Below are 26,295 nucleotides of genomic sequence, written 5' to 3' on the forward strand. Positions count from 1 at the left end.
GATTGTTCAAGACCGTCAATGGCTTTCTTGTGGTGTCCGCTACATGACGCCGGACTGCATGGCAACTTTACCGGCACAAGCGCACGAACCTACAATCCTGCTCACACCATCTCGCCCATCGCGGACCGAACTTGACCACGGCTCCCCTCTTGATCGACAAAGCTCACTGCACAGCGCGACGGTGAATTGGCGCAAATCGGACGGCACAGCGACGCAAGAGGCCAAGTTGCTCAACCTCATCCTCTACAGCGATCAGATTTTCCCCGACTGCTCTGCAATCGATCGCAGACTTGTCGAATTGCTGAAGGCGCAAGGAACCGGAAATCGGCTTGCCTATGTGGCATCCGGCCCGGAGCCGGATCGCTACTTCTTCACGAACGCTCAGTCGTATTATGACCGGTCCGACCTTGATCTGCCGCTGTTCTTCGATCTCGACGAACCGCACGCCGAGGAGGAGATCGCCGCACTCTTCGCCTGTGACGCCATTCATCTTGCGGGTGGACATACCGGCGAATTTCTCGAGCGGCTGAAGCGAGGCGGCATGCTCGAGCGGCTCCGCAATTGGGCCCTCGCCGGCGGCATCCTGGTCGGCGTCAGCGCCGGCGCCATTCTCATGGCCCCGACGATCGCAACGGACGCCCTGTTTGTCGGACGAAAACCGGAGGACATCACCGATGGCGACGCGCTTGATCTCGTGCAGTTCGAGTTCTTCCCGCATCTGAGCGACGACGCCGCCTACCTGCCCGCACTCCTGCGCTACAGCATGCATACGGCACGGCCGATCGTCGCCTGTAACGACAGCGACGGCATCGTCGTGACGGGCGGGCGCGTGGAATGCGTGGGAAATCCGCTGTGGATCTACGGCGGCGCCGTGCTTGCCGCCGGCGAGATCGAGCTCGACGGCTTGTCGGTAGCGCACGGTCTCTGAGGGCGCAGCGTTTGCGTCGCCGACCGGTCGACGAGGTGATCTCCGATGCTTTGCCGCCTACATCGCCCCCGCCCGTGCCGCCTCCGCATGCCGTACCGTAACCGCAACCGGCCGCGAGGAGACCGGCGCGCGCTCTGAGCGCCTTCCGTGCCGCGCCTCGGCAGGCGTGATGCCAAGGTCATCAAGACGTTCCGCGTCCAGTTCACGCAACTGCTGCAACTGCCAGTACCGCGAGCGCGGCGAAGCGGCGAGGTAGAGCCCAAGTTCCCGGATCATGTCGAACACCCGTGTTCTGTTGCCAATCATGACCGCAGTCTGCGCCTCGACATTCCATAAAAGAAGATTAGCATTCATATCCAACTCATAAGAGAAACTTTGATATGAGCGCCCTCAACCTCGACTATCTCAAAACCTTCGCGCTGGTCGCCGAGCTCGGCAGTTTTTCTGCCGCCGCAGAGCGCCTGGGGCTGACCCAGCCGGCGATCAGCCTGCAGGTACGGGCGCTGGAAAGACAACTCGGCGTGCGCCTGGTCGAGCGCGTCGGCCGCACGGCGAGACCAAGTGCGGCGGGCGAGGAATTGCTGGCGCATGCCGGTCGCATCGAAGCGGCGACGAGCCAGGCCGTCGAAGCGGTGGCGCGCCATGCCAAGGGCGTTCTCGGCCGCGTGCGGCTCGGCACCGGCGCCACCCCTTGCGCCTTCCTGCTGCCGCCCCTTCTCGCCGATCTCAAGCGCCGCTTTCCCGACCTCGATATCACCGTGACGACGGGCAACAGCGCCGACATCGTCAGGGCCGTCGATGACAACCTGCTCGACATCGGGCTGGTCAGCCTGCCGGTCGCCGGCCGCATCTTCGAGATCACGCCGCTGTTCGACGAACGCTTCGTCGCCATCGCCCCGGCGGAAACCGCCCTGCCCGACACCGTTACACCCGAGACCCTGGCGCAGCGACCGCTGATCCTTTACGAGCCAGGTGCCAATACGCGCCGGATCACCGATGAATGGCTTGCTTCCGGCGGCACAACGGTCAAACCGGTCATGGCGCTCGGCAGTGTCGATGCGATCAAGGAAATGGTCGCCGTTGGCCTCGGCGCGGCACTCGTTCCGGAAATCGCGCTCCGCGCCACCGATCGGGAGCGGCTGGTCGTACGCCCGCTGTCACCGCCACTCTTGCGCCGCTTCGCCCTCGTGCTTCGCCGCGACAAACGCCTTGATCGGGCGCTTCGGGAAACACTGGCGGCGCTGAAGACGTTGCTGGCGCTGGAACCGCAGCTCAGCCGATAGGCCGAAAGATTGCGACCCCGGGACCGCCGCGCCATCCCGCCCTTTCAAATCATGCGTACGCGTCCAGCTGCCGCAAAAGTTTGAAGCCCACATAGTCGCTCCGCGGGAACTGCCGGCGGTAATAGAGGTCCCAATAGCTCACCACCCTGTCACAGGTGAGCTTATAAAAAGCCGGGTTTGCCTTCTCCAAATCGGGCAGAGCCGCATAGACGTCATCAATGATCTCGACGACGTATTCGCCGATCAGCGCGATGACGAATGGAATGGACCAGGGCTCATTGATGTGAAGGACTTCTCGCAGAGCGGCCTGACGTGCGAAGCCATCGGCACTGCGTGTCAGCATGCACAGTGCGATTTGGCGCTGTTGCACGTTCACACCGACAAACTCTGGCCTTGTCGAGGGAAGAACCCGACAAGGTATACGCAAGATCTCGCCGAGAACATTGACCGAGAATTGATCGGAGACGTAGTCGGAACTCAGCTTCAGTGCTGAAACAGCAATCGCCGACTGGGAGCGCAGTGCGCTCGGGAAGGCTTCAGGAAATGTCGTTTCCACTATCAATCAATTCCAGAAAAACCGCTTCCACGGAGATACGTGGCGAAAACGTTACCGAGGCACCATCTCGGCGAAGGCTTGAAGAGGTCCGCATCAAGAACTGCATAAATACAAAAGGGTTATGACTTTCAGAAGGAAGCCCTACAAATGCCGCACCTCTGATGGTGTCGAGCCCCAATCGTCGTTCAGGCCGTCGAAGTAGGTGACGGGTGCCGCGACCAGTTCGTCGATATCGACGCCATCGAGGCACGCCACGTTGATGTTGTAGTAGATGTGCCCCGTCATGTTCGGCATCTCGATGCGCTCGAACGGACGCACGCCGCAATGGTGGCAAAAGAAGTGGTGGGCGACCGGATTACGGCCGCGATAATCCGTCAGCGCCTCCTCGCCGGCAACAAGGCGAAAGGCCTCCGGCCTCACCTCCACCGACCAGAGCCGCATCTTGGTACAGAGCGTGCAGTTGCACTTGCCCGTTCCAGCACTGATGTCGATGTCCGCCTCGATGCGAACGGCGCCGCAGTGGCAACTGCCAGTGTAGGTTTTCAGCATCTCGTTCCCCTCCCTCGCCTGAATGCACCTGGAACCCAGGATCTGGGCGCGCCCGACGCGGCCGGCTCGATGCTGCCCCGCAAGCGCGACTATGCCACCACTCCCACCGATTGAAAATCGCGGAGCCGGAGAGCCTGAGCCACACGCAGCCTGGGGCCGGCGATCACGCAGCGACCGTCACCGATGACCGCTCGACCTTGCTCGTGCAAACACGGGCGCGATAGTGCATTGTCGTGCCTTGAACAAATCTTCCTCGCCCGGGTCCACCGAGCGCGCAACGGAGGCTCCCTTGATCAATCCTGCACCGGCATCCGCCTTGTTGCATATCCCGACCTTCCACGATGTCCAGACCGCACGAGAACGCATCTCTGGCGTAGCGCACCGCACGCCCGTCTTGACATCGCGGACTGCCAACGCCCGAACCGGAGCAGCGCTTTTTTTCAAGGCGGAGCCTCTGCAGCGTGCGGGCGCTTTCAAGTTCCGCGGCGCTTACAATGCCATCGCGGCGCTGGACACGCTCTCGCGGAAGAATGGCGTGGTCGCCTTCTCCTCCGGCAACCACGCCCAGGCACTTGCCTATGCCGCCGGGCTCCAGGGGGTTGCGGCAACGGTGGTGATGCCGCGCGACGCACCAGAGATAAAAGTGTCGGCGACGAGGGGCTACGGGGCCCGGATCGTCTTTTATGATCGGTACACGGAAGATCGCGTGGAAATAAGCGAGCGCCTTGCACGCGAACAGGGTGCGGCCCTGATCCCTCCCTATGACCATCCGGACGTTATCGCCGGACAAGGCACCGCGGCGCTGGAGCTGATCGAGGAGGTCGGGGAGATCGACTTGCTCGTCGTTCCCCTGGGCGGCGGTGGTCTGCTTGCCGGCAGCGCTCTCAGCGCCCGGGCGCTTTCGCCCACTTGCACCATTGTCGGTGTCGAGCCCGAGGCAGGCAATGACGGCCAGCAATCCTTGCAAAAGGGCGAAGTGGTCAAGATCCCGGTGCCGAAGTCCATCGCCGATGGCGCGCTCGTCACGCATGTCGGCGACCACAACTTCGCCATCCTGAAAAATACGGTCGATGATATCGTCACGGTCACCGATGCCCAACTGGTCGAGACGATGCGGTTCTTTGCCGAGCGCATGAAGATGATCGTGGAGCCGACCGGTTGCCTGGCGGCCGCGGCCGTCTTGCATGGCGCAATCGCCTGTAGCGGAAAGCGGGTCGGCATTCTGCTCAGCGGCGGCAATATCGATCTCAAAACCTTCAGTGCGCTCCTGGACGGGCGCTAAAGCTACCCTTTGCTTGCATCAATGCTAAAATGGAGCCGAACGGGGATCTCGCCATGGTCGAGGGGCAAGCGTTCTACTATGTCCTGATTTGGATACTGGCCTTCGCTGTCTGGTTTTTCGTCTTCCGCTGAAGGTCATCAACCGTCGGCCCTGGCACGAAGGCGCTTGAGCCGATTCATCGCCACGCCGAGCTTTCGTGCGCGCACGGCAACATGGGATCGTGGCAGCGGCCGGGCTCCGACGCGGCTTTCCGCGCCGCGCGGTGTTCAGTACCTCCCGGCTGCTCAAATCCTCGACGACATCAGTCTTTCCTTTGCAACGATCGGAAATCGGGTGGGCGCTGCTCCTTGCCGCCGATACGCAAGGGCCCTCAACCAAGAGGAGCAAGTCCATGTCCATGTTGCTGAACAAGATCGTTATCGTCACCGGCGCCTCGTCGGGTATCGGCCGTGCGGTCGCGGAGCTTTTCGCCGCCGAGGGCGCGAAGCTGATTCTGAATGCCCGCGCCGAAGCGCCGCTCACAGCCGTGGTCGAGGCGATCCGTGCCGAAGGCGGTGAAGCGATCGCCGTCAGCGGCGACGTTGCCGATGAAGACACGCACGCCCGGCTGGTCGACGCCGCCGTCAACCGGTTTGGCGGCCTCGACATCGCCATCAACAATGCCGGCGCAGTCGGCGCGATGCGGCCGCTCGCCGAGATCACCGCGGCCGAATGGCAAGAGACGCTTGGCACCAACCTCACCAGCGCCTTCCTCGGCGCCCGCCACCAGATCCCGGCGATGCTGAAGCGCGGTGGCGGATCGCTGGTCTTCACCTCCACCTTCGTCGGCACCAGCGCCGGTATTCCCGGCATGTCCGCCTATGGTGCCTCGAAGGCCGGGCTGATGGGTCTGGTGAAGGGCATCACCGCCGACTATGGTGCAAGCGGCATCCGCGCCAACGCCCTGCTTCCCGGCGGCGTCGATACCCCGGCCGGCGGCAGCAAGGAACAGAAGGAATGGGCTGCCGGCCTGCATGCCATGAAGCGTATCGCCCAGCCCGACGAGATCGCACGGGCGGCGCTGTTTCTGGCAAGCCCGATGGCAAGCTTCGTCGCCGGCTCCGCGCTCTATGCCGATGGGGGCAATGCCGCGGTCAAATGACGCCGACGGCAACGCCGTCCTTGTGCGCCGGGGTAGATCGCCCCGGCGCTTCCTGCGCGTCCCCTTTGCATCGGGGGCACAGTCAGCGAAGCCGCCCGGCCGTAACGCATCAGAGCGGTATCTCTGTCGTGTCCTTGCCCGTGCGAATGACGAATGTCGTGTAGTACCGGGCAACGTTGCTCTCCTCGCGAAAGAGGCGCTCGGTCAGGGCATCGAGCTCCTCCATGTCCTTCAGCCGCAGCATCAGCAGCGCGTCGGTCGCGCCGCTGACGCTGTAGGCCTGGGTGACGGCCGGTTCCTTGGCGACCATGTCGAGGAACCGGCGCACATATTGTTCACCGTGGCGCTCGAGCTCGACCGTGATGATCGCCTTCACCGACCTCCCGGCCTTGGCCGGATTGAGGACCGCGACGACGCGTTCGATGACGCCAGCCGCGTTCAACCGCCGGATGCGGCGCAGGCAGCTCGATGGCGAGAGCCCGACCTCAGCCGCAAGATCGGCATTGGTTCGCGACGCGTCCTGCTGCAGCAGTGTGAGCAGCTTCTTGTCGATCCGGTCCATTTCATTCCCCTTTGTCGTCGCATGCAATTTTATTGCACAAACTCGCATATTTTGACCACAACTGCGAACGACCTCGCGTTAGTCCTTGGAGGACAACCAGGGAGACATCGCCATGACCTTTCACATCATCCTCTATCGAAAGACGCTGGATACGCTTGAAGTCTATTGGGACCTCGTGCGCATCATCGTGCCCGTTACCGTCGCCACGCATATCCTGCAGGAGCTTGGCGTGATCCGCGCCGTTGCGCCGGCCTTCGAGCCGCTGATGACGCTCGTCGGCCTGCCGCCCGAGCTTGCCTTTGCCTGGCTGACGGGACTTTTGGTGGGGATCTGGGGCGCGGTGGTGGTCGTCTTCACTCTCGTGCCGGTGTCAGAGCTGACCACCGCCGACATGACCGTGCTTTCGGCGCTGCTGCTGGTGGCGCACGCCATTCCGATCGAGCAGCGGATCATCCAGAAGGCCGGCCCGAGCTTCGTGGTCACCGCAGCGCTTCGCGTAGGCGGCGGCCTGATCTTCGCGGCACTGCTCCATCAACTCTTCGCCGCGACCGGCTGGCTCTCCACCCCGCTGCAGCCAACATGGATCCCGGTAAGCCAGAGCGCCGACTGGATCGGTTTCGTCGTGAGCACGCTGAAGACGCTCGGCACCATGCTCGTCGTGCTGCTGGCGCTCAGCTGGCTGATCGAGATCCTCAAGATGGTCGGCATCCTCGGCTGGCTGAACCGGGGCATGGCGCCACTGTTTCGGCTAGCCGGCATCCAGCAGCAGACGGTGCCCTTCGCCGCCGTCGGCGTACTCCTCGGCATTTCCTATGGCGGCGCGCTTTTGATCCGCGAGGCACGCGCGGCGAGCGTCGCGCCGCGACAGGTCTTCCTCGCCTGCGTCTTCATGGGCTTTACCCACAGTCTGATAGAGGACACTTTGCTTGTTGTCGCACTCGGCGCCGATTTTGCGAGTGTCTTCTTCGGCCGGCTGGTCTTTGCGATCGTTGCGACGGCCGTGATCGCCAAAGCCATCGGTTCGGCACCCGACAGGGTGTTCTTCACACGGTGCTTCCGAAAGGAGCGTGTGACACTCGCGCCGTCGGAAGCCTGACTCTTGGCGCACGGCTCGGCGGCGCGGTTCGCGCCGCCCTGAAGCCTTATCTCATCCGACGAACCGGCGGAGCCGCGCAGGCGCATTGATGGAGATCGTGCGGTATCCGAGCGAAACAAGGCCACGCGCAACAGCACGGCGCTGCCCTTCCCGCCTTCGAAGCCGCATCGTAACGGTTACATCCTTGTCTAATTTTAGCATTCTGTAATTCTCTCTGTTTCAGCAGAGGAGAAGCGACAATGTTAAGACTTGGAACGCTGTTTCTTGCTACCTTGAGTTTGACGGCAACTCCGAATTTCAACGCCAATGCGCAGGAAACCACTGGCGTGCCTGGCTCGCCCAGTGCAACAACGACGATCGACGGCCGATACTTGCCGAACCCGCCAGCGGCCTTCGGTGGAGAAATCGGTCTCGACGCGAAGACCTCCAAGCCCTATTGGCCAGCACAGATCGTGCCCCCAAAGGGCGCTCCAAATATCCTGCTGATCATGACGGACGACGCCGGCTACGGTGTTGCAGGCACCTTCGGAGGCGTCATACCGACGCCAGCGTTGGACCGTGTTGCAAACGCCGGCTTGCGCTTTACCCAGTTCCACTCCACCGCGCTCTGTTCCCCATCGCGCGCCGCGCTGATCACTGGCCGTAATCATCATTCGGCGGGCTTCGGCGTCATCTCTGAGCAGGCGACCGGTTATCCCGGATATGACTCGATCATCGGTATCGAGAACGCGACGATCGGCAAGATCCTGAAGCAGAACGGCTACGCCACGTCCTGGTTCGGAAAGAACCACAACACCCCCGCTTTTCAATACAGCACCGCTGGTCCGTTCGATCAATGGCCGACGGGAATGGGCTTCGACTATTTCTACGGCTTCATGGGAGGAGATACCAATCAGTGGGAGCCGTACCTGTTTCAGAACACGACCCAGATTTTTCCCTGGACCGGCAAGCCCGGGTACAATCTCGTAACGGACACAGCCGACAACGCGATTGATCATATCAAGCAACTAAATGCGACAGCACCTGACAAGCCGTTCTTCGTCTACTACGTGCCCGGCGCCACCCATGCCCCCCATCATCCCACGAAGGAATGGATCGACAAGTTCAAGGGCAAATTTGACATGGGTTGGAACGAGTTGCGCGAGCAGATCTTCGCCAATCAGAAGAAACTTGGCGTCATTCCCGCCAACACGCAGCTAACCGAATGGCCAGATAGCCTGCCGACATGGGATTCTCTCGACGCAGAAAGCAAGAAGCTGTTTGCCCACCAGGCCGAGGTGTATGCTGCCTACGTGGCCTACTCGGACCACGAGATCGGACGGGTGATCCAGGCCGTCGATGACCTTGGAAAACTCGACAATACCCTGGTCATCTATATCGAGGGTGACAACGGAACCAGCGCCGAGGGAAGCGTGCTCGGAACGCCAAACGAGCTTATCACAATCGAAGGCATGCAGATGCCGGTTGCGGCTCAGATGAAGTTCTTTGATAGCTGGGGCTCGAACCAGACCTATCCGCATATGTCGGTGGCGTGGTCATGGGCCTTTGACACGCCGTTCAAGTGGACAAAGCAGGTTGCCTCGCACTTCGGCGGCACGCGTCAGGGCATGGCGATGTCCTGGCCGGCACGGATCAAGCAGGCCGGTGGCGTTCGCACTCAGTTCCACCACATGATCGATATCGTTCCGACCATCCTCGAAGCGACGGGCATTCCTGCGCCGGTGATGGTCGATGGCGTTGCGCAAAAACCGATCGAAGGCGTCAGCATGGCCTATAGCTGGGACAATGCCCAGGCGCCATCTGCCCGCAAAACCCAATACTTTGAAATGTTCGGCAATCGCGGCATCTACAGCGATGGCTGGTATGCTTGCACGACGCCGCCTGCAGCACCCTGGTTGATGGGCACGACCGCGATGCCCGACGTCGTCGATGGCTACAAATGGGAACTGTACAACCTCACGGAGGATTATTCGCAGAACAACGACCTTGCAGCAAAAATGCCGGAAAAGTTGCATGCCATGCAGGAACTGTTTCTGATGGAGGCAGCAAAATACGACGTCTTCCCATTGGACAACTCAATCCTGGAGCGCCTTACGACGCCACGACCGAGCGCCACTGCCGGGCGGACGGAGTTCAGTTACGGCGGCGTGATGTCAGGTATCCCGACGAGCAATGCGCCAAACGTCATCAACAAGTCCTATACGATCACCGCAGAGATAACCGTTCCTGAAGACGGCGGCGAAGGTATGCTCGTCACCACAGGGGGCCGCTTCGGTGGATACGGGTTCTATCTGCTCAAGGGCAAGCCCGTGTTTCTGTATAACTTCGTCAATATGGAGCGCTTCCGTTGGCAAGGTCAGGACACCCTTTCATCGGGCAAGCACACACTGGTCTTCGATTTCAAATCTGACGGACCCGGCATGGGCAAGGGCGGCACTGGCGTCCTGAAGGTCGACGGCAAGGAGGTTGCGAATGCGAAAATACCGCACACGATCCCAGCGCTCATGCCTTGGGATGAGACTTTCGATGTCGGCGTCGATACCCGCACAGGCGTAGAAGAAACGGATTATCAGGTGCCCTTCGCTTTCAATGGCGAAATCGCAAGGCTGACCGTCAATCTGCAGCCGTAAATCCAACGAGGGGCTCCGGGAGCGTGCACCCGGAGCCCAACATATGATGTGGTCCCGCGGGGCCTGCGAAGAAACAGAAGATCAACCCGCCCACCCAAGGCGGCCACACCTTCGATGTCCGGGCGACCATCAAGGCTGCAATCGCAAAAGTGGCAGCAGGGAGGATAGATTGATCGCCGTATCCGGTGATCAATCGACAGGTCTTGATGGGAGCGTTGCAAAACGGTCTGCCACCGGGATCGTCACGCTGAGGAAGCAAAGTGCACGTGCACGTCGCCTGTTCCGGCGAGAGCAAGGCTATGCATTCCTCGAGCAATTCCGGCAGAAGCGCGCAGCGATTTTTCGCCAGGATTTACGGAGAAACAAAAAGATAGAGGGTTTCGACGGCTCCGCTTGCAAGGGAAGCGCTCCAGAAGCGTGGTCGCTGACGGATCACTCCACGCTGGCTTCGGCAAGCCCGCTTGCCGGCGTCCCCATCCGCCCGAACATGGCGCGATAGGCGGCGGGCGTCGTCGAAAGCTGCTGGCGAAAATGGTGGCGCAGCGTCTGGGTCGAGCCGAAGCCGGAAACTTCGGCCACCTGCTCGATGCCGAGCGCACTTTCCTCCAGCAGTTGCCGGGCCCGCGCCAGCCGTTCGCCGAGCAGCCAGCGTGCCGGCGTGGTGCCGGTCGCCGCCTCGAAGCGGCGCAGGAAGGTGCGCTCGCTCATGCCCACGGATCTGGCGAGCACGGCCGTCGAAGAATCCTCGCCGAGCTCAGCGCGCATCCGGTCGATCAGCGGGCCGAGGCGTGCGCTCTCGTGCACCTCAGGCACCGCCCTTTCGATATATTGCGCCTGCCCGCCATCGCGGTGCGGCGGCACGACGAGGCGGCGGGCCACCCGGTTTGCCGCCTCGCTGCCAAAATCGCGACGGATGAGGTGCAGGCAGAGATCGATGCCAGCGGCACTGCCGGCAGACGTCAGCACCGTGCCACTGTCGACATAGAGCACATCGGGCACCACCTCGATGTCGGGATAGGCCGCCTTCAGCTTGTCCGTATAGCGCCAATGGGTCGTTGCCCTCAGGCCAAAGAGCAGGCCGGCTGCCGCCAGCACGAAGACGCCGGAGCAGATGGAAAGCACACGTGCGCCGCGGGCATGCGCGGCGCGCAGCGCCTGGCAGAGCGCCTCGGGCACCGGCGTATCGGCCCCGCGCCAGCCGGGCACGATGATGGTGCCCGCCTCACCCAGAAGATCGAGCCCGCCATCGGCCATCATCCGGATGCCGCCGGTCGCCCTCAGCTCCCCCGGCTCGACCGCCGCGACGGCGAAGCGATACCAGCCCTCGCCCATTTCAGGACGCGGCAGCCCGAACATTTCGACGGCCACGCCGAACTCGAAGGTGCAGAGACCATCATAGGCAAGAGCGACGACAAGCGGGTTGGCGGGCGACGGGGGTGAGGTGGATGGTTTTGGCATGATCTTGAGCATATATGGCAAACCTGCCATCTGCCAGCCCCTCTCCGACGTTGTTACAACCATCCTCGTCAACCGCTGAAGACCAGAGCCACAGGAGAGCCAGATGAGCTACGTCACCGAAACCCCAGCCGCAGCGCCCGAGATCGCCATGGCCCATTTCGCCGGGCGCCTCAGCGTCGAGACCGATTGCGCCGATGTCGCCCATGCCCTGAAGAGCGGCGATCAGGATTTCGTGCTGCTGCACGCCGTCGGCACCGAGGCTGCCTACGCCCGCCGCCATGTGCCGGGCGCGATCCATCTGCCGCATCGCGAAATCACCGCCGAGCGCATGGCCGAATGGCCTGATGACACCCTGTTTGTCGCCTATTGTGCGGGGCCGCACTGCAACGGTGCCGACCAGGCGGCGCTGAAGATCGCCCGGCTCGGGCGACCGGTAAAGATCATGATCGGCGGCATCACCGGCTGGGAAGACGAGGGCTTCGCCTTCGCTTCGGGTACAGCCCCCGGCGAGCCGCAGTTGCTGCTGGCCGCCTGACGGCGGCGGATACGAGACGGAAGGGCCGCCATCAGGCGGCCTTGGCGGATCAACGCAAACACGCCAAGGTAGATCGCAGGAACATCGACGCCGACCCTGCCCCTTTAAGGAACCCGATGACCAATTGCCTTTCCGTCCGCCCGTTCGACCATCGCGATGTGCCCAAGGTGCTGGAGCTGATGCGCGGCCTCGCCGTGTTCGAGGGCTACATCGACAGGTTCGCCGTCACCGAACAGGACCTGATCGACCATGGCCTATGCGACACCCCGCGCTTCGGCGTCCTCGTCGCCGAACTCGACGGTCGCGTGATCGGCATCGCCGTGCACTATGCCATTCCCTGGACCTACGACCTGAAACCGACGATCGTGTTGAAGGAACTGTTCGTCGAGGACGGCGCACGCTCATCAGGCGCTGGCGCTGCCCTCATCGCCGCCCTGAAACGCCACGCCGCCGCTATCGGCGCGCCGCGCATCAACTGGACCGTGCTTGCCGGCAACGAGCCTGCGAAACGCTTCTACCGTCGCCAGGGTGGCAGCCCCGACGAGATATGGGAACCGTGGACGATGGCGACATCATCCGGCGATGAAAGCTGAAGGCGCTTTGCCGCCGATGGCGCAACGGCTGCTTGAGCGCGACGCAGCACCCGAACCCATTGGCTGATGTAAAGAACGCACGCCAACCCGATCAATCCTCGAGACGAGCCCAAGCCTTTTCCGGGGGCCCGGGCAGCGCACCGCTTTCGGCTTGGTTGGATGACGGTGCCGTGTTGGGCTTTACGGCGCAGAAACGCATTAATCCGCACGCACAATGCCTTGAATCGATTCCGATTTGAGGCATTGTGCGGCAGTATTTTCTCAGTCCACACGTCAAAAAGCGAAGACAACGTCTCGCGCCCAGCCAAACCAGGCGTTGTTGTTGCAGTCAGATGAAGCCGCGCCGGAAGTTGGAGGATGAAGACCCAATGAATGCATCTGAGCATATCGACCAGTTGATCGCCAACACCGACGACTGGCGCGGCAAGACACTCGCCAATGTGCGTAAGCTCATCCTTGGGACCGACAAGGACATCGTTGAGGAATGGAAGTGGATGGGGAGCCCGGTGTGGTCTCGTGACGGCATCATCGCCGTCGGCAACGCCCACAAGGATAAGGTGAAGCTGACCTTCTCCCACGGCGCCAGCCTGCCGGACCCTGAAAACCTGTTCAACAACGGCCTGAACGGCAAGGTCTGGCGGGCGATCGATCTCTTCGAGGGCGACGAAATCGACGAGCGCGCATTCCAAAACCTCATCCGCGCTGCCATCGACTTCAACCAGGCCAAGGCGAAGAAGAAGACGTCTTCGGGAACGCGAGCAAAAGCGGCAAAAAGCAAGGACGCGTGACCCGCTGTCCGGTCCCTGCGCGTGCTTCAGGCCGTGGCTATCTTACCGCCTGCCCGGCATGATCGGCGAGAGCCGCCGGATTGAACGCATCTGTTTGCGGGCGAACGCATAGCGATTCACCTTGCGCAGGGACTGAAGCAGGCGACGCTGGTTGTCGAGCAGCCCATTTTTTGGCAGGTGCGGCAACCATCGGTCCAGGTACCCTAACGGTACGGAACGCCCCGCGGCGTGCGCCTCACGTCAAGCAACACCCCTTGTTCGACAGTGAAGGCTGCACCGCCTGCCGTTCCAGACAGGGCAGCGCCATCAATGCCCGCCCAGCACCAGCGTCTGCACCGGCAGCATCACCGCCTGCATGCGCAGGATCATCGCGTGCACCAGGCCAACCGTATCGACCACATGCAGATAGACCCAGCGCAGCGAACTGATATCGGGCGACTCCAGCTCGTCGTGGCTGTTGGTGTAGGCGTTGGCAATACAGCTGCTGCCTGGCGGAATGCCGTCTAGCGCGCCTGCAAAGAGCGGTTCGAGGAAGACCGTCAGCGTTCCGGGTCTCGCCAGTTGCGTGACATCGACCAGCTGGTCGCTCGCCCTGATCTGCCCACCGGCAATCACGTCCTGTACCTCCGTCACCACCATCGGAATGATGGTGAAGGGCTTGCCGACGCAGGTCGCCTCGGCAATCATGCCGACCTTCAGCACCTGCGCCTCGATCTGGCCGAAACCGGCGATCAGCGCCACGCGACCCGCCTCCGCCGGCACCAGGACGCCGGCCGGGCGCAGCATTGGATTGACGACTTCGCCGACGCGCAGCGTGAACTGATGCAGCGTGCCCGTGACACCGGCGCGCACGGTCGTCTTGTCGAGTTCTGCAGAGGCCTGCTTCAATGCCGCCTCGGCGCTCGCCTTTTGCGAGGGCAGCAGCGACGCAATCTTCGTCTCCAGCGTCTGCCTGCTGGAAAGGGCAGCCGTAAGCGCGCCCTTGCGTCCTTCGAGCGCGACCTGCCGGCGTTCGATCTCACGCCGTGCGACCACGTTGGCATTGAGCCGGTTCAATTCGACCTGCGTATCGTACTCGTCCTGAGCCTGCCTCACGGCGGCTTCGGCCTGCACGATCACGCCGTCGGCTGCGGCAAGCTCGGTCTGCGCCACTGTCGTCTCGGCTTCCACTTCGGCGATCTGACGGCGCGCCAGCTCTACGGCCGCCTCCTGCTCAGTACTGTCGAGCCGGAAGAGCGGCGTGCCTGCCTCGACCGTCTGGTTGAGGCCGACAAAGATTTCGGCCACACGCCCGCCCGTCTCCGGCAGGATCGCAACCGTACGGAAAGCCGAGGTGACGTTCTTCGTCGACGGATGGAAATAGAACACCAGCGTAATCAATGTCAGCGTTAGCATCACGCAGGCGGTAATGCCGTACCGAAGCTCGTACCAGACGGAATAGAGCGTGATCTCGCGGCCGAACCGCCTGCCCTGGACATAGCGGCGATAAAGGTAGTCGGGAAGGATGGTCAGCATGGAGCAGAGCAGGAACTCGAACATGGCTCATGCCCTCCCGTCGGTCGAGGTCGAAACGACCGTGGTTTCGGCGACAGGCAGCGCCGGTTCGCCAACGGCTGTGTGGGCGGCAGGGACATGCCCATGGGCGTCCAGCTCCGGCTCAGGCTCGCGGCCCGACATTTTCTCCAGCGAGCGCGCGATCGATCTGAGGGGTGACCAGAAGTCTGGCAGATCGACCAGCGCCAGCAGCAGCCCCGCGATCCAGAAGAGATGGTTGTGGGTAAACAGCGCGATGAGCGCCAGCACCGCCACGACCTCGAACTTCGCCTTGCTCGCCCCATGCGCCATCTGCTCGGGCAGAGCATGCAGGCGCAGGTAGAAGGTGCCGAGCAAGAAGATCGCGAGCAGCAGGAAAACCAGGACAACATTGAACAGAACATCGGTCTGCCCAGGCGCTGTGATGAACATCGGCAGATGTTCGATCGCTTTCGGATGCACTGTTGCGTCCATCTCCGTCTCCCCAACGCAGATCAGATTATCGATCCTACATCAGAGAGTTAGCATACAATTGATGCTTGTAAAGCAAAGACTTTCCGACGTCGCATGCGACCATCGTTGGCATCACCTGGGCGCGCCTTGACGCCCGTCGGCATCCGTCATCGGCCCATCGGACGGTGGCCGCGAGCGTGTTGGGCGCGCTACTTCCGCCGCCAGCATCGCTCGAACCGCAGCCCTGCCTTGGCGCTATTGCCCGTCGCGCAGGGTCTCTTTCTGGGTAATCAGCCGGGCGCTGTGCTGGCCGCTGAGATAGGTCCAGAACCAGCTCCAGGCGACGGCAAAGCGGCTGCCCCCCTTGAGCTTGAAGCGGCCGAAATCGGTGATCGCAGCCCGCTCGACCGGCTTTCATGGCCCTGAAACAAAGGTATCCATCGCCGCAAGGCGGCAGGCATCAAACATGCCGATCGTGATGGCTTCCCGACGGGAAACATTCGCTTTGCCCCACAATGCCTTTCCCGACTTGCTGCCGGGTGAGCGGATCGACCCCAGCGCGGGCAGCAAGGTTGCATTCACGCAGCCGATGACGTGCGCGCGCACCGCCTTTGTACCGCATTCTTGGCCGCGGACGTTCAATTGCCGTTGCGACAGGTCGCTCAGCTGTCGCTCCACGCCACCGAGGAGAAATGCTTGTTCATCTCGGGGAAAAGCGCTCTTTGACATCACCTTCTGCAGTTTGGCGTACTCAGTAGCGTAGTTGACTTTCGGGCAAGCGCCAGCGGCAAGCGCCGCCGTCGCACTCGAGGAAAAGAGCGCAAGCACAATTGCGCAGATGCAGCCTAAGGGCCGGCTTGTCATCAACGAATCTCCTCGCCTGGCGCAAACGCCTGCGCCGCCAGGTACATGTCACAATACAATCCCGCAAGGGACCCCTTGCAACCGACGGGCGATGTCAGTCCTTTTCCCGCACCGTCTCCTTCTGGGTAATCAGCCGGGCGCTGTGCTGGCCGCTGAGATAGGTCCAGAACCAGCTCCAGGCGACGGCAAAGCGGCTGCGCGTGCCGATCAGGAAGTAGATATGGGCAATGCCCCAGATCCACCAGGCAAGCGCGCCCTTCATCTTGAAGCGACCGAAATCGATGATCGCCGCCCGCCGGCCGATCGTCGCCAGGCTCCCCTGGTGGCGATAGCGAAAGTCGCCGGGCTGCTTGGCCCCTGAAAGGCGGGCACGGATGACCTTGGCGACATAGGCGCCCTGTTGCTTGGCGGCGGGTGCGATGCCCGGCACCGGCTTGCCGCCGTCATAGGTGACACTGGCCGTGTCGCCGATGACGAAGATATCGTCATGGCCGGGCGCCTTGAGGTCGGCACCGAGGATTGCCCTTCCCGCCCGGTCCTCGGCAATGCCGAGCCAGCGGGCGGCGGGTGATGCCTGGACACCGGCGGCCCAAACGAGCGTGCGGCTGGCCACGAAGGTCTCGCCGATCGTCACGCCTTGCGCCGTGCAGGCCGTCACCGGCGTACCGGTGCGAACCTCCACGCCCAGCCGCTCCAGTTCGCGCCGGGCGTACTCGGCCAGGTCCTCGCTGAAGGCAGCCAGGATGCGAGGTCCCGCCTCAACCAGGATCACGCGGGCCTGCCGCGTATCGATGCGGCGAAATTCGGAGGGCAGCGTGCGGTGCGCCATCTCGGCGATGATGCCGGCAAGCTCGACGCCCGTCGGCCCGGCACCGATCACGGTGAAGGTCAAAAGCGCCTGGCGGATGACAGGGTCTTCTTCAAGTTCCGCTTGCTCGAAGGCAAGCAGCACGCGGCGGCGGATCGTGGTTGCATCCTCGAGCGTCTTCAGCCCCGGCGCCACCGGCTCCCATTCGTCATGGCCGAAATACGCGTGGGTCGCGCCGGTCGCGAGCACCAGCGTATCGTAGCCGATCGCCTGCCCGCCCTTGAGCGTCACGGTCCTGGCGCCGGCGTCGACACCGGTGACTTCGCCGAGCAGCGTCGTCACCTCCGGTCGGTCGCGATAGAGGTTGCGGATCGGCCAGGCGATTTCGGAGGTGGCAATCAGCGTGGTGGCGACCTGATAGAGCAGCGGCTGGAACAGGTGATGATTTCGCCGGTCGATCAGCGTGATGCGTACCGGTGCACCCGCAAGCCCGTTGACGAGCTGCAGCCCGCCAAATCCTCCACCGACGACGACGACATGATGCCTGTCCTGCATGGTCCTGATCCCGATTTGACTTTTCTCAAATGTGGAGCGCGTGCGCACCAGCACAACCGCCCGCTTTGGATGTCACCCTTGCAAAATCGGATATGGCGCTTGGCGCGGGCCTGCAATAGGCTGATGGGCTACCGTGCAGTGCGCCTGCGCATGGCGCGCCTTGCGCCAATCCCACCATCTCCTGATATCGCCGACACGCCTCAGCAGCCGCGAAATGCGGTCAAAGATATCCGTGCAATGTCCGTGCAATCCAGTGTTTGCAAACGTCGCGATGCGATAAAAACTGCATTGGCCGCAAGCGCTCGATGCACCGCGTTGCCAGTCTAACAATGGGGTGCAGATGGTGAGAAAGCTCTGGCCACGGTCCCTCAAGCAGCGCCTGATCGCGCAGCTTCTGGTGCTGCAATTGGCGATCCTTCTTGTTTTCGGCCTCTCCTTCGTCACCCTGCTTGTGGTCGCCGACGAAGGCGGCGTGCTCATCGGCCCGGCACCGGTCGAGACGGCGTTTGCTGCGATAGAGAGAGGGCCGGACGGCAAGCTTGCCTTCGCCAAGACCGACAAGCTGGCGGATGTGCTCGTCAGACATCCCAAATTCTGGTTCATCGCCCGCAGCGACCGGGGCGAGATCCTGCAGATCGGCGAGATCCCGGAGATCTACAAGGGCATCAGCCAGACACTCGACCGGATGACCTATTCGGATATCCGCGATGTCGGCGATCCCTCGCCCTATCTTGCAGTCCTCAGGCGCCGATCGAGCCCGGCCGGCGATTTCACCGTCTTCGGACAGGGTGAACTCATGAACGAGCAATCCCTCATTCTCACCTTTTCCAAGGTGTCGCTCGCCCCGATGCTGGTTCTGCTGGCGCTCGTCACGGTGATCGGCGTCCCCTTGATCGTCAATCGTGCCATCAAGGGTATCTCGCAGCTGGCGCGCGAAACCGACGGCATCGATATTGCCCGGCGGAGTTACCGGCTGACGGAAACGGCCATTCCGAGCGAAGTCCGGCCCCTCGTCCAGGGCATCAACGGCGCGCTCCATCGGCTCGACCTCGCCTATGATCGACACCAGCGCTTCATCCTCGATGCGGCGCACGAGATCCGCACGCCGGTGGCTATCCTGCAGGCGCGGCTCGATTCTCTGGCGGCTGGCCCCGATCGCGATCGGTTGGTCGCCGATTGCGAGAGGATCTCGGCGCTTGCTGAACAATTGCTCGACCTGCAGCGGCTTGAAGCCAATGCCAAGCCGCTGACGCCGGTCGATCTGGTCGAATTGTGCCGCGACGTCGCTGCCGACCTCGCCCCGCTCGCGATCGACCAGGGCTATGACCTTTCCTTCGAGCCCGAGGTGGAGCGGTCGCCGATCCAGGGCGATCCGGCGTCGCTTGCGCGCGCCATCGCCAATCTGATCCAGAATGCGATCGAGCATGCGGGAAACCAGGGCTCGATCATCGTGCGAGTGGCATGCGACCGGGTGATCGAGATCAGTGACGATGGGCCTGGAATTCCGGAAGCGGAGCGGGAGCGTGTCTTCGAGCCGTTTCATCGGTTGAAGCCGCGCGATCGGGGCGCCGGTCTCGGCCTGAACCTTGTTCTGCAGATCGTTCAGCGCCACGGCGCGCAAATCCGCATTCTCACCTCGCCAAGTGGCGGGGCATGCTTCCGGCTGGTCTTTGCCGAGCTGACGGCTTGAACCGCCGGAAAACAGCCGCATGCCGCAGCCCGGACAATCGCTCCTCCCCTCCGCCCCCTAGCGGCCCGTGAGCCCGCAACGTCCGCCATCGGCTGGACGCCACGAAGGTCACGCAAGGCACCCCTCGCCGGGATGAGACGGTTGCCGCCGCCAGGCGGTCGCGGCCCGGAAAGGACACGGGTGGCGTGAGGCGCAGGACCGTCTGCTCGGCCAATTCCATGGAGAGCTGGCTGCCCGTTGGTGTGGCCAGGCAACTCTCCCCATAATACCTCGCATCCGATTAAATCGGATTTTGATTGACATCCGAATTTCGTTTCTGTATTTACATCGCATCCGAACTAATCGGACATGAATTAATCCAGAAACGGGATACAGCTATGACCGAGAAGCTTCTTTTCACCGGCAAGACCTACAACACCGGCGGCCGCAACGGCGGCACCCGCAGCAGCGACGGCCAGTTGGACATCCGGCTGTCCGCGCCGCATCCGGCCGCAGAACGCCTGTTCGGCGCCGCCTGGTCGGCCTGTTACATCGGCGCGGTTCAGGTCGCCGCGTCTGAAAGAAACATCACGCTTCCCGCGGGAGCCGAGGTCGACGCCGAGATCGATCTCAACGTCGATGACGGCAATTACTTCCTGCGCGCCAGGCTGAATGTCAGCCTTCCCGGCCTCGACCGGGATATCGCCCATCAACTGATCCATGCCGCCCACAAGATCTGTCCCTACTCCAAGGCGACGAACGGCAACATCGATGTCGCGACCAATCTGGTCTGAACGCGATCCGGTCAGGTCCGCCGGCTGCCCGGCAGACCTGACCGCCTTCATGTCGACCTGGAGAACATGATGCACAGTGACCAAGTTCAGCCACAGCAAGCCCACAGCAAATTCTCCGATGTGCTCGACCCGGCCATCTATGAGCCATTGCCCGATGATTGGCTGATTGCCATCACCGATGTCGTCGACTCGACCTCGGCAACCCGGTCGGGTCGCTACGAGGACGTCAACTTCGCCGGCGCCTCGGCGATTGCCGCTTTCGGCAATGCCTGGGGCACGTTCGATTTTCCCTTCGTCTTTCGCGGTGATGGGGCAGCATTCGCGTTGCCGCCTGAGGCTGCCGCAACCGCCACATCGGCGTTGCGGCAGGTCGCCGCCTTTGCAAAGCGCAGCCTTGGCCTGGCCCTTCGAACGGGGTTGCTGTCCGTGCGCGACGTTCGCGCCAACGGGCGCGATGTGACGATCGCGCGCTACGCGGCCTCGCAGGACGCCACCTACACCATGTTTGCCGGCGGCGGATTGAAGTGGGCCGAGAACGAGATCAAGCGCGGGCGCTATCTGGTAAAGCCGCACATGGACACGGCGCAGCCGAACCTGACCGGCCTCAGATGCGAGTGGAAGCCGTTTGCGAGCCAGCGCGGCGAAATCTTATCCTTGCTGGTCGAGCCGACGGCACGGTCAGGCGCTCAAGGTTTCGTCTCATTGGCGAGACGCGTTCTCTCCATACTCGAGGCCGGGCCGCGACAATCCAATCCGGTACCGGATGCCATCGGCGTACCCAAGGACGAGCACACGCAAGTCGATCCAAAACGCTGGTCGACGGTCGCGGCCGGTTCGGATTTCCGCAAGTACGACGATGGCTTGCGCCTGACGCTCGACTGTACGCGCGAACAGATCGACCGGGTCGAAACCCTTCTTGTCGCGGCCAGGCACCGTGGCGAGGTCAATTTCGGGCTGCATCGCCAGTCTCACGCGCTGATGACCTGCCTGGTTCCCTCGGCCAAGCCGGATTCGCATCTGCATTTCCTGGATGGAATGGACGGCGGCTACTCCAAGGCCGCCGAGATGCTGGCGCCAGCCGGGCTTGCTGCGGCGTGATGATGCCAAGAAGAGAACGCATGAATTCGCAGCCACCGACACATCGAGGCAGGCGCGGTATGCCTTGCCCTGTGTCGAACAATGGTCGTGTGTTTGCATGCCGCTCGACGTCGGCAGGGCAGATCGGTCCAAGCGTTTCCCAAGTCATCGGCCATGCCCAATGGAGCCGGCTTGGTGCTGGGAGGACGGGAGAAGCCCCTCTGCTGCTTACCCAGCCCCAGCTGATCTCCTCGCCAGGCCTTTTCTCCCGGCCTGGCTAAGAACGCATCTATTGAGCCCCGCCTTCAAGGTCGGCGCAAGGACGCAAACCCGCTCTCTTCATCGACGCTATGCGACGCTCACCCAGCCCCGCGTGTGGCTCTGGAGCGGCCCTGACCACCCCTCAGCATCTCGCACGGGCGGGGCTGTGGTAGATTTGCCCGCCCGCGCCACCGTCCGCTATACTTTTCCGGAACCGCCCTGCGTTGCGCGCAGGAGATTGTCGCGTAGCGTCGCCACTGTCTGCTGCACGACCGGAAAATCGTCCCCAAGGCCGGTCGCATCCGTCAGCGCTGCACCCGGGTCCATTTCAACCACCCTGTGGCCGGCCTGCGTCAGCGTCACGCGCACCTGCCGTTCGTCGGCCGGATCGCGCCGGCGCTGCAGATAGCCCTCGGCCTCGAGCTTCTTGAGGATGGGCGTCAGCGTGTTCGACTCCAGGAAGAGCTTTTCGCCGAGCGCACCGACGGTCTGCTCGTCTTCTTCCGAAAGCGCCACCATCGTCACGTACTGGGTATAGGTCAGGCCGAGCTTGTCGAGGATCGGCTTGTAGGCGCGGCCGAAGGCGAGATTGGCGGAGTAGACGGCAAAGCACAGGAAGTTCGAAAGCTTCCTGCCGCCGGTCTCGGCCTGCGCTGCGGAAGACTGAGCGGTTTGCGCACCTTTTGCTGTCGGGGATGTAGGCATCGGTATATCCTGTTCCATTGTCCTCTGTGTCGCCTCTATATAAATCGTATCCGATTAAATCGCAACGGTATTGACATCCCGCTTCAGTTGGCATATTTATCTCGCATCCGATTGAAGCGGATGCGATAAAACTTAACCAGAAAGGATACCACCATGACCGAGAAGCTTCTTTTCACCGGCAAGACCCACAACACCGGCGGCCGCAACGGCGGCACCAAGAGCAGCGACGGCATGCTCGAACTCAAGCTGGCACAGCCGCACCCGGCTGCCGAAAACCTCTTCGGTGCTGCATGGTCCGCCTGTTACATCGGCGCGATCGAGGTCGCCGCCTTGCAGAGAAAGATCAAGCTCCCGGCAGGTCTCGCTGTCGACACCGAGATCGATCTGAACGTCAATGACGGCTCCTACTTCCTGCGTGCACGGCTCAATGTCAGCCTGCCGGAACTGGACCGCGACGTCGCCCACGAGCTGATCCATGCGGCCCACGCCATCTGCCCCTATTCCAAGGCAACGCACGGCAACATCGACGTCGAGACCAACCTTATCTGAAACAAACAGCCCGCCCTGAAGGCCGACACTGCCGGCACCGACATGTGAATGCGCCGGAACACTCGAAGGACAACGCACCAGGCCTGTCGCTTTAAACCACACGACAGCCTGCATGCCAGCACAGGCGGCCCCGACCGGGGTCGCCCGAGACCCCACCAAGGGTCGGGGGGCACACCAAATTCACCCATTCTTCGTGACGGACCCTTGGAACCAGTGATCATGGTTCGGGTCCGTCATTTTTTTGGCAGCGTCGAATGGACCGTCATCGCGGCCGGTCGGATAGTCGCCGCGCCCGCGGTCGCATTATGTCCGAGCTAATCCGAACGGATGTCCGACATATCTTTGGGATGACTGGCCGAAAACAGCCACACTCGTCTTGTCGTTTAAGGGAAGGCGGCACATCGCAGAAGTGCACCTGGATTTGCGTCCAACCCCGAAGGGAGGCCACCATGCCCACAATCATGGTTTATCACGATGTCAAGGACACCAAACACTGGCTGGCATCCCCTCTGCGCAAGCAGATATTCGAACCGATCGGCGTGACCAATATCCGCACATTCGTCGACATCAAGGCGTCCAACCGCGTCGGCCTGGTCATGGATGTTGCCGACATGGCAAAGCTGGACGCCTTCATGCAGACCAAACCGGCGGCCGATGCGATGGCGCATGACGGCGTGCTGCCGGAAACGCTGGTATTCCTGGTCCAATCGTAACGGCAGAGGCTGTCGCGTCCGCGCCGTCACTCCGCATAATCGACCGGCACCGCCGTGCCGCTTTTCAGGATTTCCATCGAGATCGACGCCGAAACGTCGAACAGCTCGACCTTGCGCACGATCTGCTTGTAGACCACGTCGTAATGCTCGACCCGCGGCAGCACCACCTTGACGATATAGTCGTAGTTTCCGGTCAATCGATGTGCCTCGACGATCTCGGGAATGTCGCTGATCGCCCTGCGGAAGGTCTCGATCCATTCGTCGGAGTGATGCGCGGTCTTGATCATCGCAAACACGGTGGTCGGCACGCCCATGCGCTCGCGGTCAAGAACGACAATGCGCCTGGCAATGTAGCCCGCCTCCTCCAGCCGCTGGATCCGGCGTGAACAGGCGGAAAGCGAAAGGTTCACCCGGTCGGCAAGTTCGCCGACCGGCATGCTGCCATCCTGCTGCAACAGCGCCAGGAGCTTCCGGTCTCTCTCGTCAATCACGCTGATCACTCCCATTTCAATTCGCATGCACGCGGCATGTTTGCACAATCCACTGACATGACGCAAATCGTTCGCGCCAAAATGCCATTCTCGCGCTATATAAGCAAACCATTTCGGAAGAAGATCCGGCATATTTCCCTCAATCGAACGACAGCCGCAAAGCACCAAAGCGAGTGGCGACAGGCACAGGGAAAGCGATGATGGAAATGCGCAAGATCGGCCTTATCGGCGGCATGAGCTTCGAAAGCTCGGTGGTCTATTACCGCATGGTCAACGAGGCCGTTCGCGAGCGGCTGGGTGCATTGCATTCGGCAGAGGTGCTGCTGCACTCCGTCGATTTCCAGTCGATCGTCGACCTGCAAAAGGCCGGCCGCTGGGATGACGCCGCAGGAAGGCTCGCCGAGGTTGCCCGCGGGCTGAAGGCCGCCGGCGCCGACTGCGTGCTGATCTGTACCAACACCATGCACCTGATTGCCGATGCCGTTCAGGCGGCCGTCGACATCCCGCTGATCAACATCATCGACGAGACTGCCGCCCGCCTCAAGGCCGCCGGCATCCGCAAGCCGCTGCTGCTTGCCACCCGCTACACCATGGAACACGGCTTCTACGCCGAGCGCATGAAGAGCCACGGCATCGAGGTGATGGTGCCCGACGCGGACGGTCGCACGCTGACGCACAACGTCATCTTCGACGAGCTTTGCGCCGGCAAGGTGCTTGGCACCTCGCGCAGGGCGCTGGTCGAGCTGATCGACAAGGCCGAGGCCGAAGGTGCAGATGCCGTCATCCTCGGCTGCACCGAGATCTGCCTGATCCTCGACCCGAAGGCTCTGCCGCTGCCGGGCTTCGATTCGGCCGCGATCCACGCAGACGCCGCCGTAGAATTTGCCCTCGGCGAAGAGGATCTCCGTCGGGCGGCGTAAGGCAAGCATCGAACGATCCTCGCCACCTGCCGATGCGATTTACCCTGCCTGCCCTAAGCCCGCCTTAACCCCTTGGCGGCTAAGGAAAGATTGCAGGGATTGGGGATTGCGTGAGCATGGCGGGCATATCGGGGCCGGAGCGTCAGCCGCAGAAATTGCGGCTTGCGGAAATCGTCAGCGCGCTCAGCTACGCGCTCGACCTGACGGACGGCCAGCCGGCGGGCCATAGCGTGCGCTGCTGCTGGATCGGCATGCATCTTGGCGAAAGGCTCGGCCTTTCAGACGCCGAGAAACATGATCTCTACTACACCCTGCTGTTGAAGGACCTCGGCTGCAGCAGCAACGCGGCCCGCATCTGCAAGCTGTTTGCCACCAGCGACCATGATTTCAAGCGCAACGTCAAGCTGATCGACAACAGCTTCACCCAGGTTCTCGGCTTCATCGCGGCCAACACCGCCGTGCGCTCCGGCCTCGCCGTCAAGCTGCGCACGGTGCTGAACCTGGCCATGAGCGGCGGCAAGATCGACCGGGAGCTGATCGAAACCCGCTGCGAACGCGGCGCCGAGATCGCGCGACGCATGCGCTTTTCCGAGCCGGTCGCGCAGGCCATCCTCGATCTCGACGAGCATTGGGACGGTCGCGGCCAGCCGCTCGGGCGCAAGGGTGCGGAGATCTCTCTGCTGGCGCGCATCGCACTCCTCGCGCAGGTCGTCGACGTCTTCTACATCACCTCCGGCCGCAAGGCCGCCTGTCGCGAAGTGCGTCGTCGAGCCGGCAAGTGGTTCGACCCGCATCTGGCTTCGGTCTTCGAAGACGTCGCGGCTGACCCCGATTTCTGGTCGGCACTGGAGAACCCACAGCTCGACAACCGCGTCTTTGCCCTTGAGCCCGCCGGGTTTTCACAGCCCGTGGACGAGGACCTGCTCGACGACATCGCCGACGGCTTTGCCCAGGTCATCGACGCCAAGAGCCCGTTTACCAGCGGCCACAGCAAGCGCGTGGCGCTCTTTGCCGACCTGATCGCGACGGAGCTCGGCTTCAGCCGCGCCCGCAAACGCTGGCTGGTGCGCGGCGCACTGCTGCACGACATCGGCAAGCTCGGCGTTTCCAACGAGGTCCTGGACAAGCCTGCCAAGCTCGACCCGCAGGAATGGAAGGCGATGAAGGGCCACCCCGACCTCGGCGCCGCCATCCTGGAGCGGATCGACGCTTTTCGCAGGCTCGCTACAATCGCCCGCAATCATCATGAGAAACTCGACGGCAGCGGCTATCCCAACGGCCTGTCGGGCAGCGAACTCGACCTCGAAACGCGCATCGTCACGGTCGCCGATATCTTCGACGCGCTGACGGCCGACCGACCCTACCGCGCTGCCATGCCGGCCTCGAAGGCGCTGGCGATCATGGCAGCCGATGTCGGGGCCGGCCTCGACCCCGCCTGTTACGACGCCTTGACGCGCGCTCTGCAGGGCCTGGAAGCCAAGGCCGCCTAACTCCACGAACAT

General features: G+C 62.5%; 27 protein-coding genes and 1 pseudogene. 16 read left to right on the forward strand and 12 right to left on the reverse strand.

All coding sequences use genetic code 11. The features are described 5' to 3' along the window. Positions 1–226 precede the first annotated feature (226 nt). On the forward strand, positions 227–928 hold the full coding sequence (locus AC07UR_RS11845) for a Type 1 glutamine amidotransferase-like domain-containing protein (protein ID WP_234941865.1): 702 nt from the start codon (positions 227–229) through the stop codon (positions 926–928). A 57-nt stretch (positions 929–985) separates the two neighbouring features. Here AC07UR_RS11845 and AC07UR_RS11850 read toward each other — a convergent pair whose 3' ends face one another. Further along, positions 986–1,282, reverse strand: coding sequence for a hypothetical protein (locus AC07UR_RS11850; RefSeq protein WP_209790794.1), 297 nt, complete (start codon positions 1,280–1,282; stop codon positions 986–988). Between the two features lie 26 nt (positions 1,283–1,308). On the opposite strand from AC07UR_RS11850, the gene AC07UR_RS11855 reads away from it, so the two are divergent. After that, a complete protein-coding gene (locus AC07UR_RS11855) occupies positions 1,309–2,211 on the forward strand; it encodes a LysR family transcriptional regulator (RefSeq protein ID WP_209790793.1) in 903 nt (300 codons plus the stop codon). A 49-nt stretch (positions 2,212–2,260) separates the two neighbouring features. Here the strand turns inward: AC07UR_RS11855 and AC07UR_RS11860 are convergent, their stop codons facing one another. Both AC07UR_RS11860 and AC07UR_RS11865 read right to left on the reverse strand, forming a co-directional pair. Then, positions 2,261–2,767, reverse strand: a complete 507-nt coding sequence (locus tag AC07UR_RS11860; RefSeq protein WP_209790792.1) for a hypothetical protein — start codon at positions 2,765–2,767, stop codon at positions 2,261–2,263. 141 nt (positions 2,768–2,908) lie between these two features. After that, complete coding sequence (locus AC07UR_RS11865; RefSeq protein WP_209790791.1) at positions 2,909–3,316, reverse strand: GFA family protein; 408 nt, start codon at positions 3,314–3,316, stop codon at positions 2,909–2,911. A 289-nt stretch (positions 3,317–3,605) separates the two neighbouring features. On the opposite strand from AC07UR_RS11865, the gene AC07UR_RS11870 reads away from it, so the two are divergent. Both AC07UR_RS11870 and AC07UR_RS11875 read left to right on the forward strand, forming a co-directional pair. Further along, positions 3,606–4,598 (forward strand): threo-3-hydroxy-L-aspartate ammonia-lyase, encoded by a 993-nt coding sequence (locus AC07UR_RS11870; protein WP_412728386.1) that lies wholly within the window; start codon positions 3,606–3,608, stop codon positions 4,596–4,598. Between the two features lie 391 nt (positions 4,599–4,989). Beyond that, the gene (locus AC07UR_RS11875; RefSeq protein ID WP_209790790.1) at positions 4,990–5,739 is read left to right on the forward strand and encodes an SDR family oxidoreductase; all 750 of its coding nucleotides are present in this window, start codon (positions 4,990–4,992) and stop codon (positions 5,737–5,739) included. A 109-nt stretch (positions 5,740–5,848) separates the two neighbouring features. Here the strand turns inward: AC07UR_RS11875 and AC07UR_RS11880 are convergent, their stop codons facing one another. Beyond that, positions 5,849–6,301 carry an Lrp/AsnC family transcriptional regulator gene (locus AC07UR_RS11880; RefSeq protein WP_209790789.1) on the reverse strand — a complete coding sequence of 151 codons (453 nt, stop codon included), beginning with the start codon at positions 6,299–6,301 and terminating at the stop codon, positions 5,849–5,851. Positions 6,302–6,413: 112 nt separating this feature from the next. On the opposite strand from AC07UR_RS11880, the gene AC07UR_RS11885 reads away from it, so the two are divergent. Next, positions 6,414–7,397, forward strand: coding sequence for a nucleoside recognition domain-containing protein (locus tag AC07UR_RS11885; protein ID WP_209790788.1), 984 nt, complete (start codon positions 6,414–6,416; stop codon positions 7,395–7,397). Between the two features lie 239 nt (positions 7,398–7,636). After that, positions 7,637–10,027, forward strand: coding sequence for an arylsulfatase (locus AC07UR_RS11890; RefSeq protein WP_209790787.1), 2,391 nt, complete (start codon positions 7,637–7,639; stop codon positions 10,025–10,027). Positions 10,028–10,459: 432 nt separating this feature from the next. Here AC07UR_RS11890 and ftrA read toward each other — a convergent pair whose 3' ends face one another. Continuing rightward, complete coding sequence (ftrA, locus tag AC07UR_RS11895; protein ID WP_209790786.1) at positions 10,460–11,515, reverse strand: transcriptional regulator FtrA; 1,056 nt, start codon at positions 11,513–11,515, stop codon at positions 10,460–10,462. Between the two features lie 73 nt (positions 11,516–11,588). On the opposite strand from ftrA, the gene AC07UR_RS11900 reads away from it, so the two are divergent. The 3 genes from AC07UR_RS11900 to AC07UR_RS11910 all read left to right on the forward strand — a co-directional run bounded on the left by AC07UR_RS11900 (position 11,589) and on the right by AC07UR_RS11910 (position 13,401). Continuing rightward, positions 11,589–12,020: a rhodanese-like domain-containing protein gene (locus tag AC07UR_RS11900; protein ID WP_209790785.1), complete on the forward strand. Its 432-nt coding sequence runs from the start codon at positions 11,589–11,591 to the stop codon at positions 12,018–12,020. A 116-nt stretch (positions 12,021–12,136) separates the two neighbouring features. Next, positions 12,137–12,613, forward strand: coding sequence for a GNAT family N-acetyltransferase (locus AC07UR_RS11905; protein WP_209790784.1), 477 nt, complete (start codon positions 12,137–12,139; stop codon positions 12,611–12,613). Between the two features lie 368 nt (positions 12,614–12,981). After that, the gene (locus AC07UR_RS11910; RefSeq protein WP_209790783.1) at positions 12,982–13,401 is read left to right on the forward strand and encodes a DUF1801 domain-containing protein; all 420 of its coding nucleotides are present in this window, start codon (positions 12,982–12,984) and stop codon (positions 13,399–13,401) included. 306 nt (positions 13,402–13,707) lie between these two features. Here the strand turns inward: AC07UR_RS11910 and AC07UR_RS11915 are convergent, their stop codons facing one another. The 5 genes and pseudogenes from AC07UR_RS11915 to AC07UR_RS11935 all read right to left on the reverse strand — a co-directional run bounded on the left by AC07UR_RS11915 (position 13,708) and on the right by AC07UR_RS11935 (position 17,614). After that, entirely contained in the window at positions 13,708–14,940 is a 1,233-nt protein-coding gene (locus AC07UR_RS11915) for an HlyD family secretion protein (protein ID WP_209790782.1), read from the reverse strand. Positions 14,941–14,943: 3 nt separating this feature from the next. Beyond that, a complete protein-coding gene (locus tag AC07UR_RS11920) occupies positions 14,944–15,408 on the reverse strand; it encodes a hypothetical protein (protein ID WP_173420501.1) in 465 nt (154 codons plus the stop codon). A gap of 234 nt (positions 15,409–15,642) precedes the next feature. Further along, positions 15,643–15,792 (reverse strand): annotated as a pseudogene (locus tag AC07UR_RS11925) (NAD(P)/FAD-dependent oxidoreductase); the annotation flags it as partial. A gap of 9 nt (positions 15,793–15,801) precedes the next feature. After that, the gene (locus AC07UR_RS11930) at positions 15,802–16,251 is read right to left on the reverse strand and encodes a hypothetical protein (protein ID WP_209790781.1); all 450 of its coding nucleotides are present in this window, start codon (positions 16,249–16,251) and stop codon (positions 15,802–15,804) included. A 94-nt stretch (positions 16,252–16,345) separates the two neighbouring features. Next, a complete protein-coding gene (locus tag AC07UR_RS11935; RefSeq protein ID WP_209790780.1) occupies positions 16,346–17,614 on the reverse strand; it encodes an NAD(P)/FAD-dependent oxidoreductase in 1,269 nt (422 codons plus the stop codon). Positions 17,615–17,954: 340 nt separating this feature from the next. Here AC07UR_RS11935 and AC07UR_RS11940 point away from each other — a divergent pair, with 340 nt between their 5' ends. The 3 genes from AC07UR_RS11940 (at position 17,955) to AC07UR_RS11950 (ending at position 21,175) form a co-directional block, all read left to right on the forward strand. Beyond that, the gene (locus AC07UR_RS11940; RefSeq protein ID WP_209790779.1) at positions 17,955–19,304 is read left to right on the forward strand and encodes a sensor histidine kinase; all 1,350 of its coding nucleotides are present in this window, start codon (positions 17,955–17,957) and stop codon (positions 19,302–19,304) included. A gap of 377 nt (positions 19,305–19,681) precedes the next feature. Then, positions 19,682–20,077 (forward strand): Ohr family peroxiredoxin, encoded by a 396-nt coding sequence (locus AC07UR_RS11945; RefSeq protein ID WP_173420505.1) that lies wholly within the window; start codon positions 19,682–19,684, stop codon positions 20,075–20,077. 69 nt (positions 20,078–20,146) lie between these two features. Further along, a complete protein-coding gene (locus tag AC07UR_RS11950) occupies positions 20,147–21,175 on the forward strand; it encodes a DUF3095 family protein (RefSeq protein WP_209790778.1) in 1,029 nt (342 codons plus the stop codon). Between the two features lie 438 nt (positions 21,176–21,613). On the opposite strand, the gene AC07UR_RS11955 is transcribed toward AC07UR_RS11950, so the two are convergent. Next, on the reverse strand, positions 21,614–22,120 hold the full coding sequence (locus AC07UR_RS11955; RefSeq protein ID WP_209790777.1) for a MarR family winged helix-turn-helix transcriptional regulator: 507 nt from the start codon (positions 22,118–22,120) through the stop codon (positions 21,614–21,616). A gap of 153 nt (positions 22,121–22,273) precedes the next feature. Here AC07UR_RS11955 and AC07UR_RS11960 point away from each other — a divergent pair, with 153 nt between their 5' ends. Beyond that, positions 22,274–22,669 carry an Ohr family peroxiredoxin gene (locus AC07UR_RS11960; RefSeq protein ID WP_173420508.1) on the forward strand — a complete coding sequence of 132 codons (396 nt, stop codon included), beginning with the start codon at positions 22,274–22,276 and terminating at the stop codon, positions 22,667–22,669. Positions 22,670–23,118: 449 nt separating this feature from the next. Further along, complete coding sequence (locus AC07UR_RS11965; RefSeq protein WP_173420509.1) at positions 23,119–23,382, forward strand: hypothetical protein; 264 nt, start codon at positions 23,119–23,121, stop codon at positions 23,380–23,382. A gap of 26 nt (positions 23,383–23,408) precedes the next feature. Here the strand turns inward: AC07UR_RS11965 and AC07UR_RS11970 are convergent, their stop codons facing one another. Further along, positions 23,409–23,873 carry an Lrp/AsnC family transcriptional regulator gene (locus tag AC07UR_RS11970; protein WP_173420510.1) on the reverse strand — a complete coding sequence of 155 codons (465 nt, stop codon included), beginning with the start codon at positions 23,871–23,873 and terminating at the stop codon, positions 23,409–23,411. 200 nt (positions 23,874–24,073) lie between these two features. On the opposite strand from AC07UR_RS11970, the gene AC07UR_RS11975 reads away from it, so the two are divergent. Together AC07UR_RS11975 and AC07UR_RS11980 are read left to right on the forward strand one after the other, a co-directional pair. Beyond that, complete coding sequence (locus AC07UR_RS11975; RefSeq protein WP_209790776.1) at positions 24,074–24,793, forward strand: aspartate/glutamate racemase family protein; 720 nt, start codon at positions 24,074–24,076, stop codon at positions 24,791–24,793. A 116-nt stretch (positions 24,794–24,909) separates the two neighbouring features. Next, complete coding sequence (locus tag AC07UR_RS11980) at positions 24,910–26,283, forward strand: HD-GYP domain-containing protein (protein ID WP_209790775.1); 1,374 nt, start codon at positions 24,910–24,912, stop codon at positions 26,281–26,283. Positions 26,284–26,295: the final 12 nt, after the last annotated feature.

Source organism: Ensifer sp. GW821-FHT05G01 (assembly GCF_059419585.1).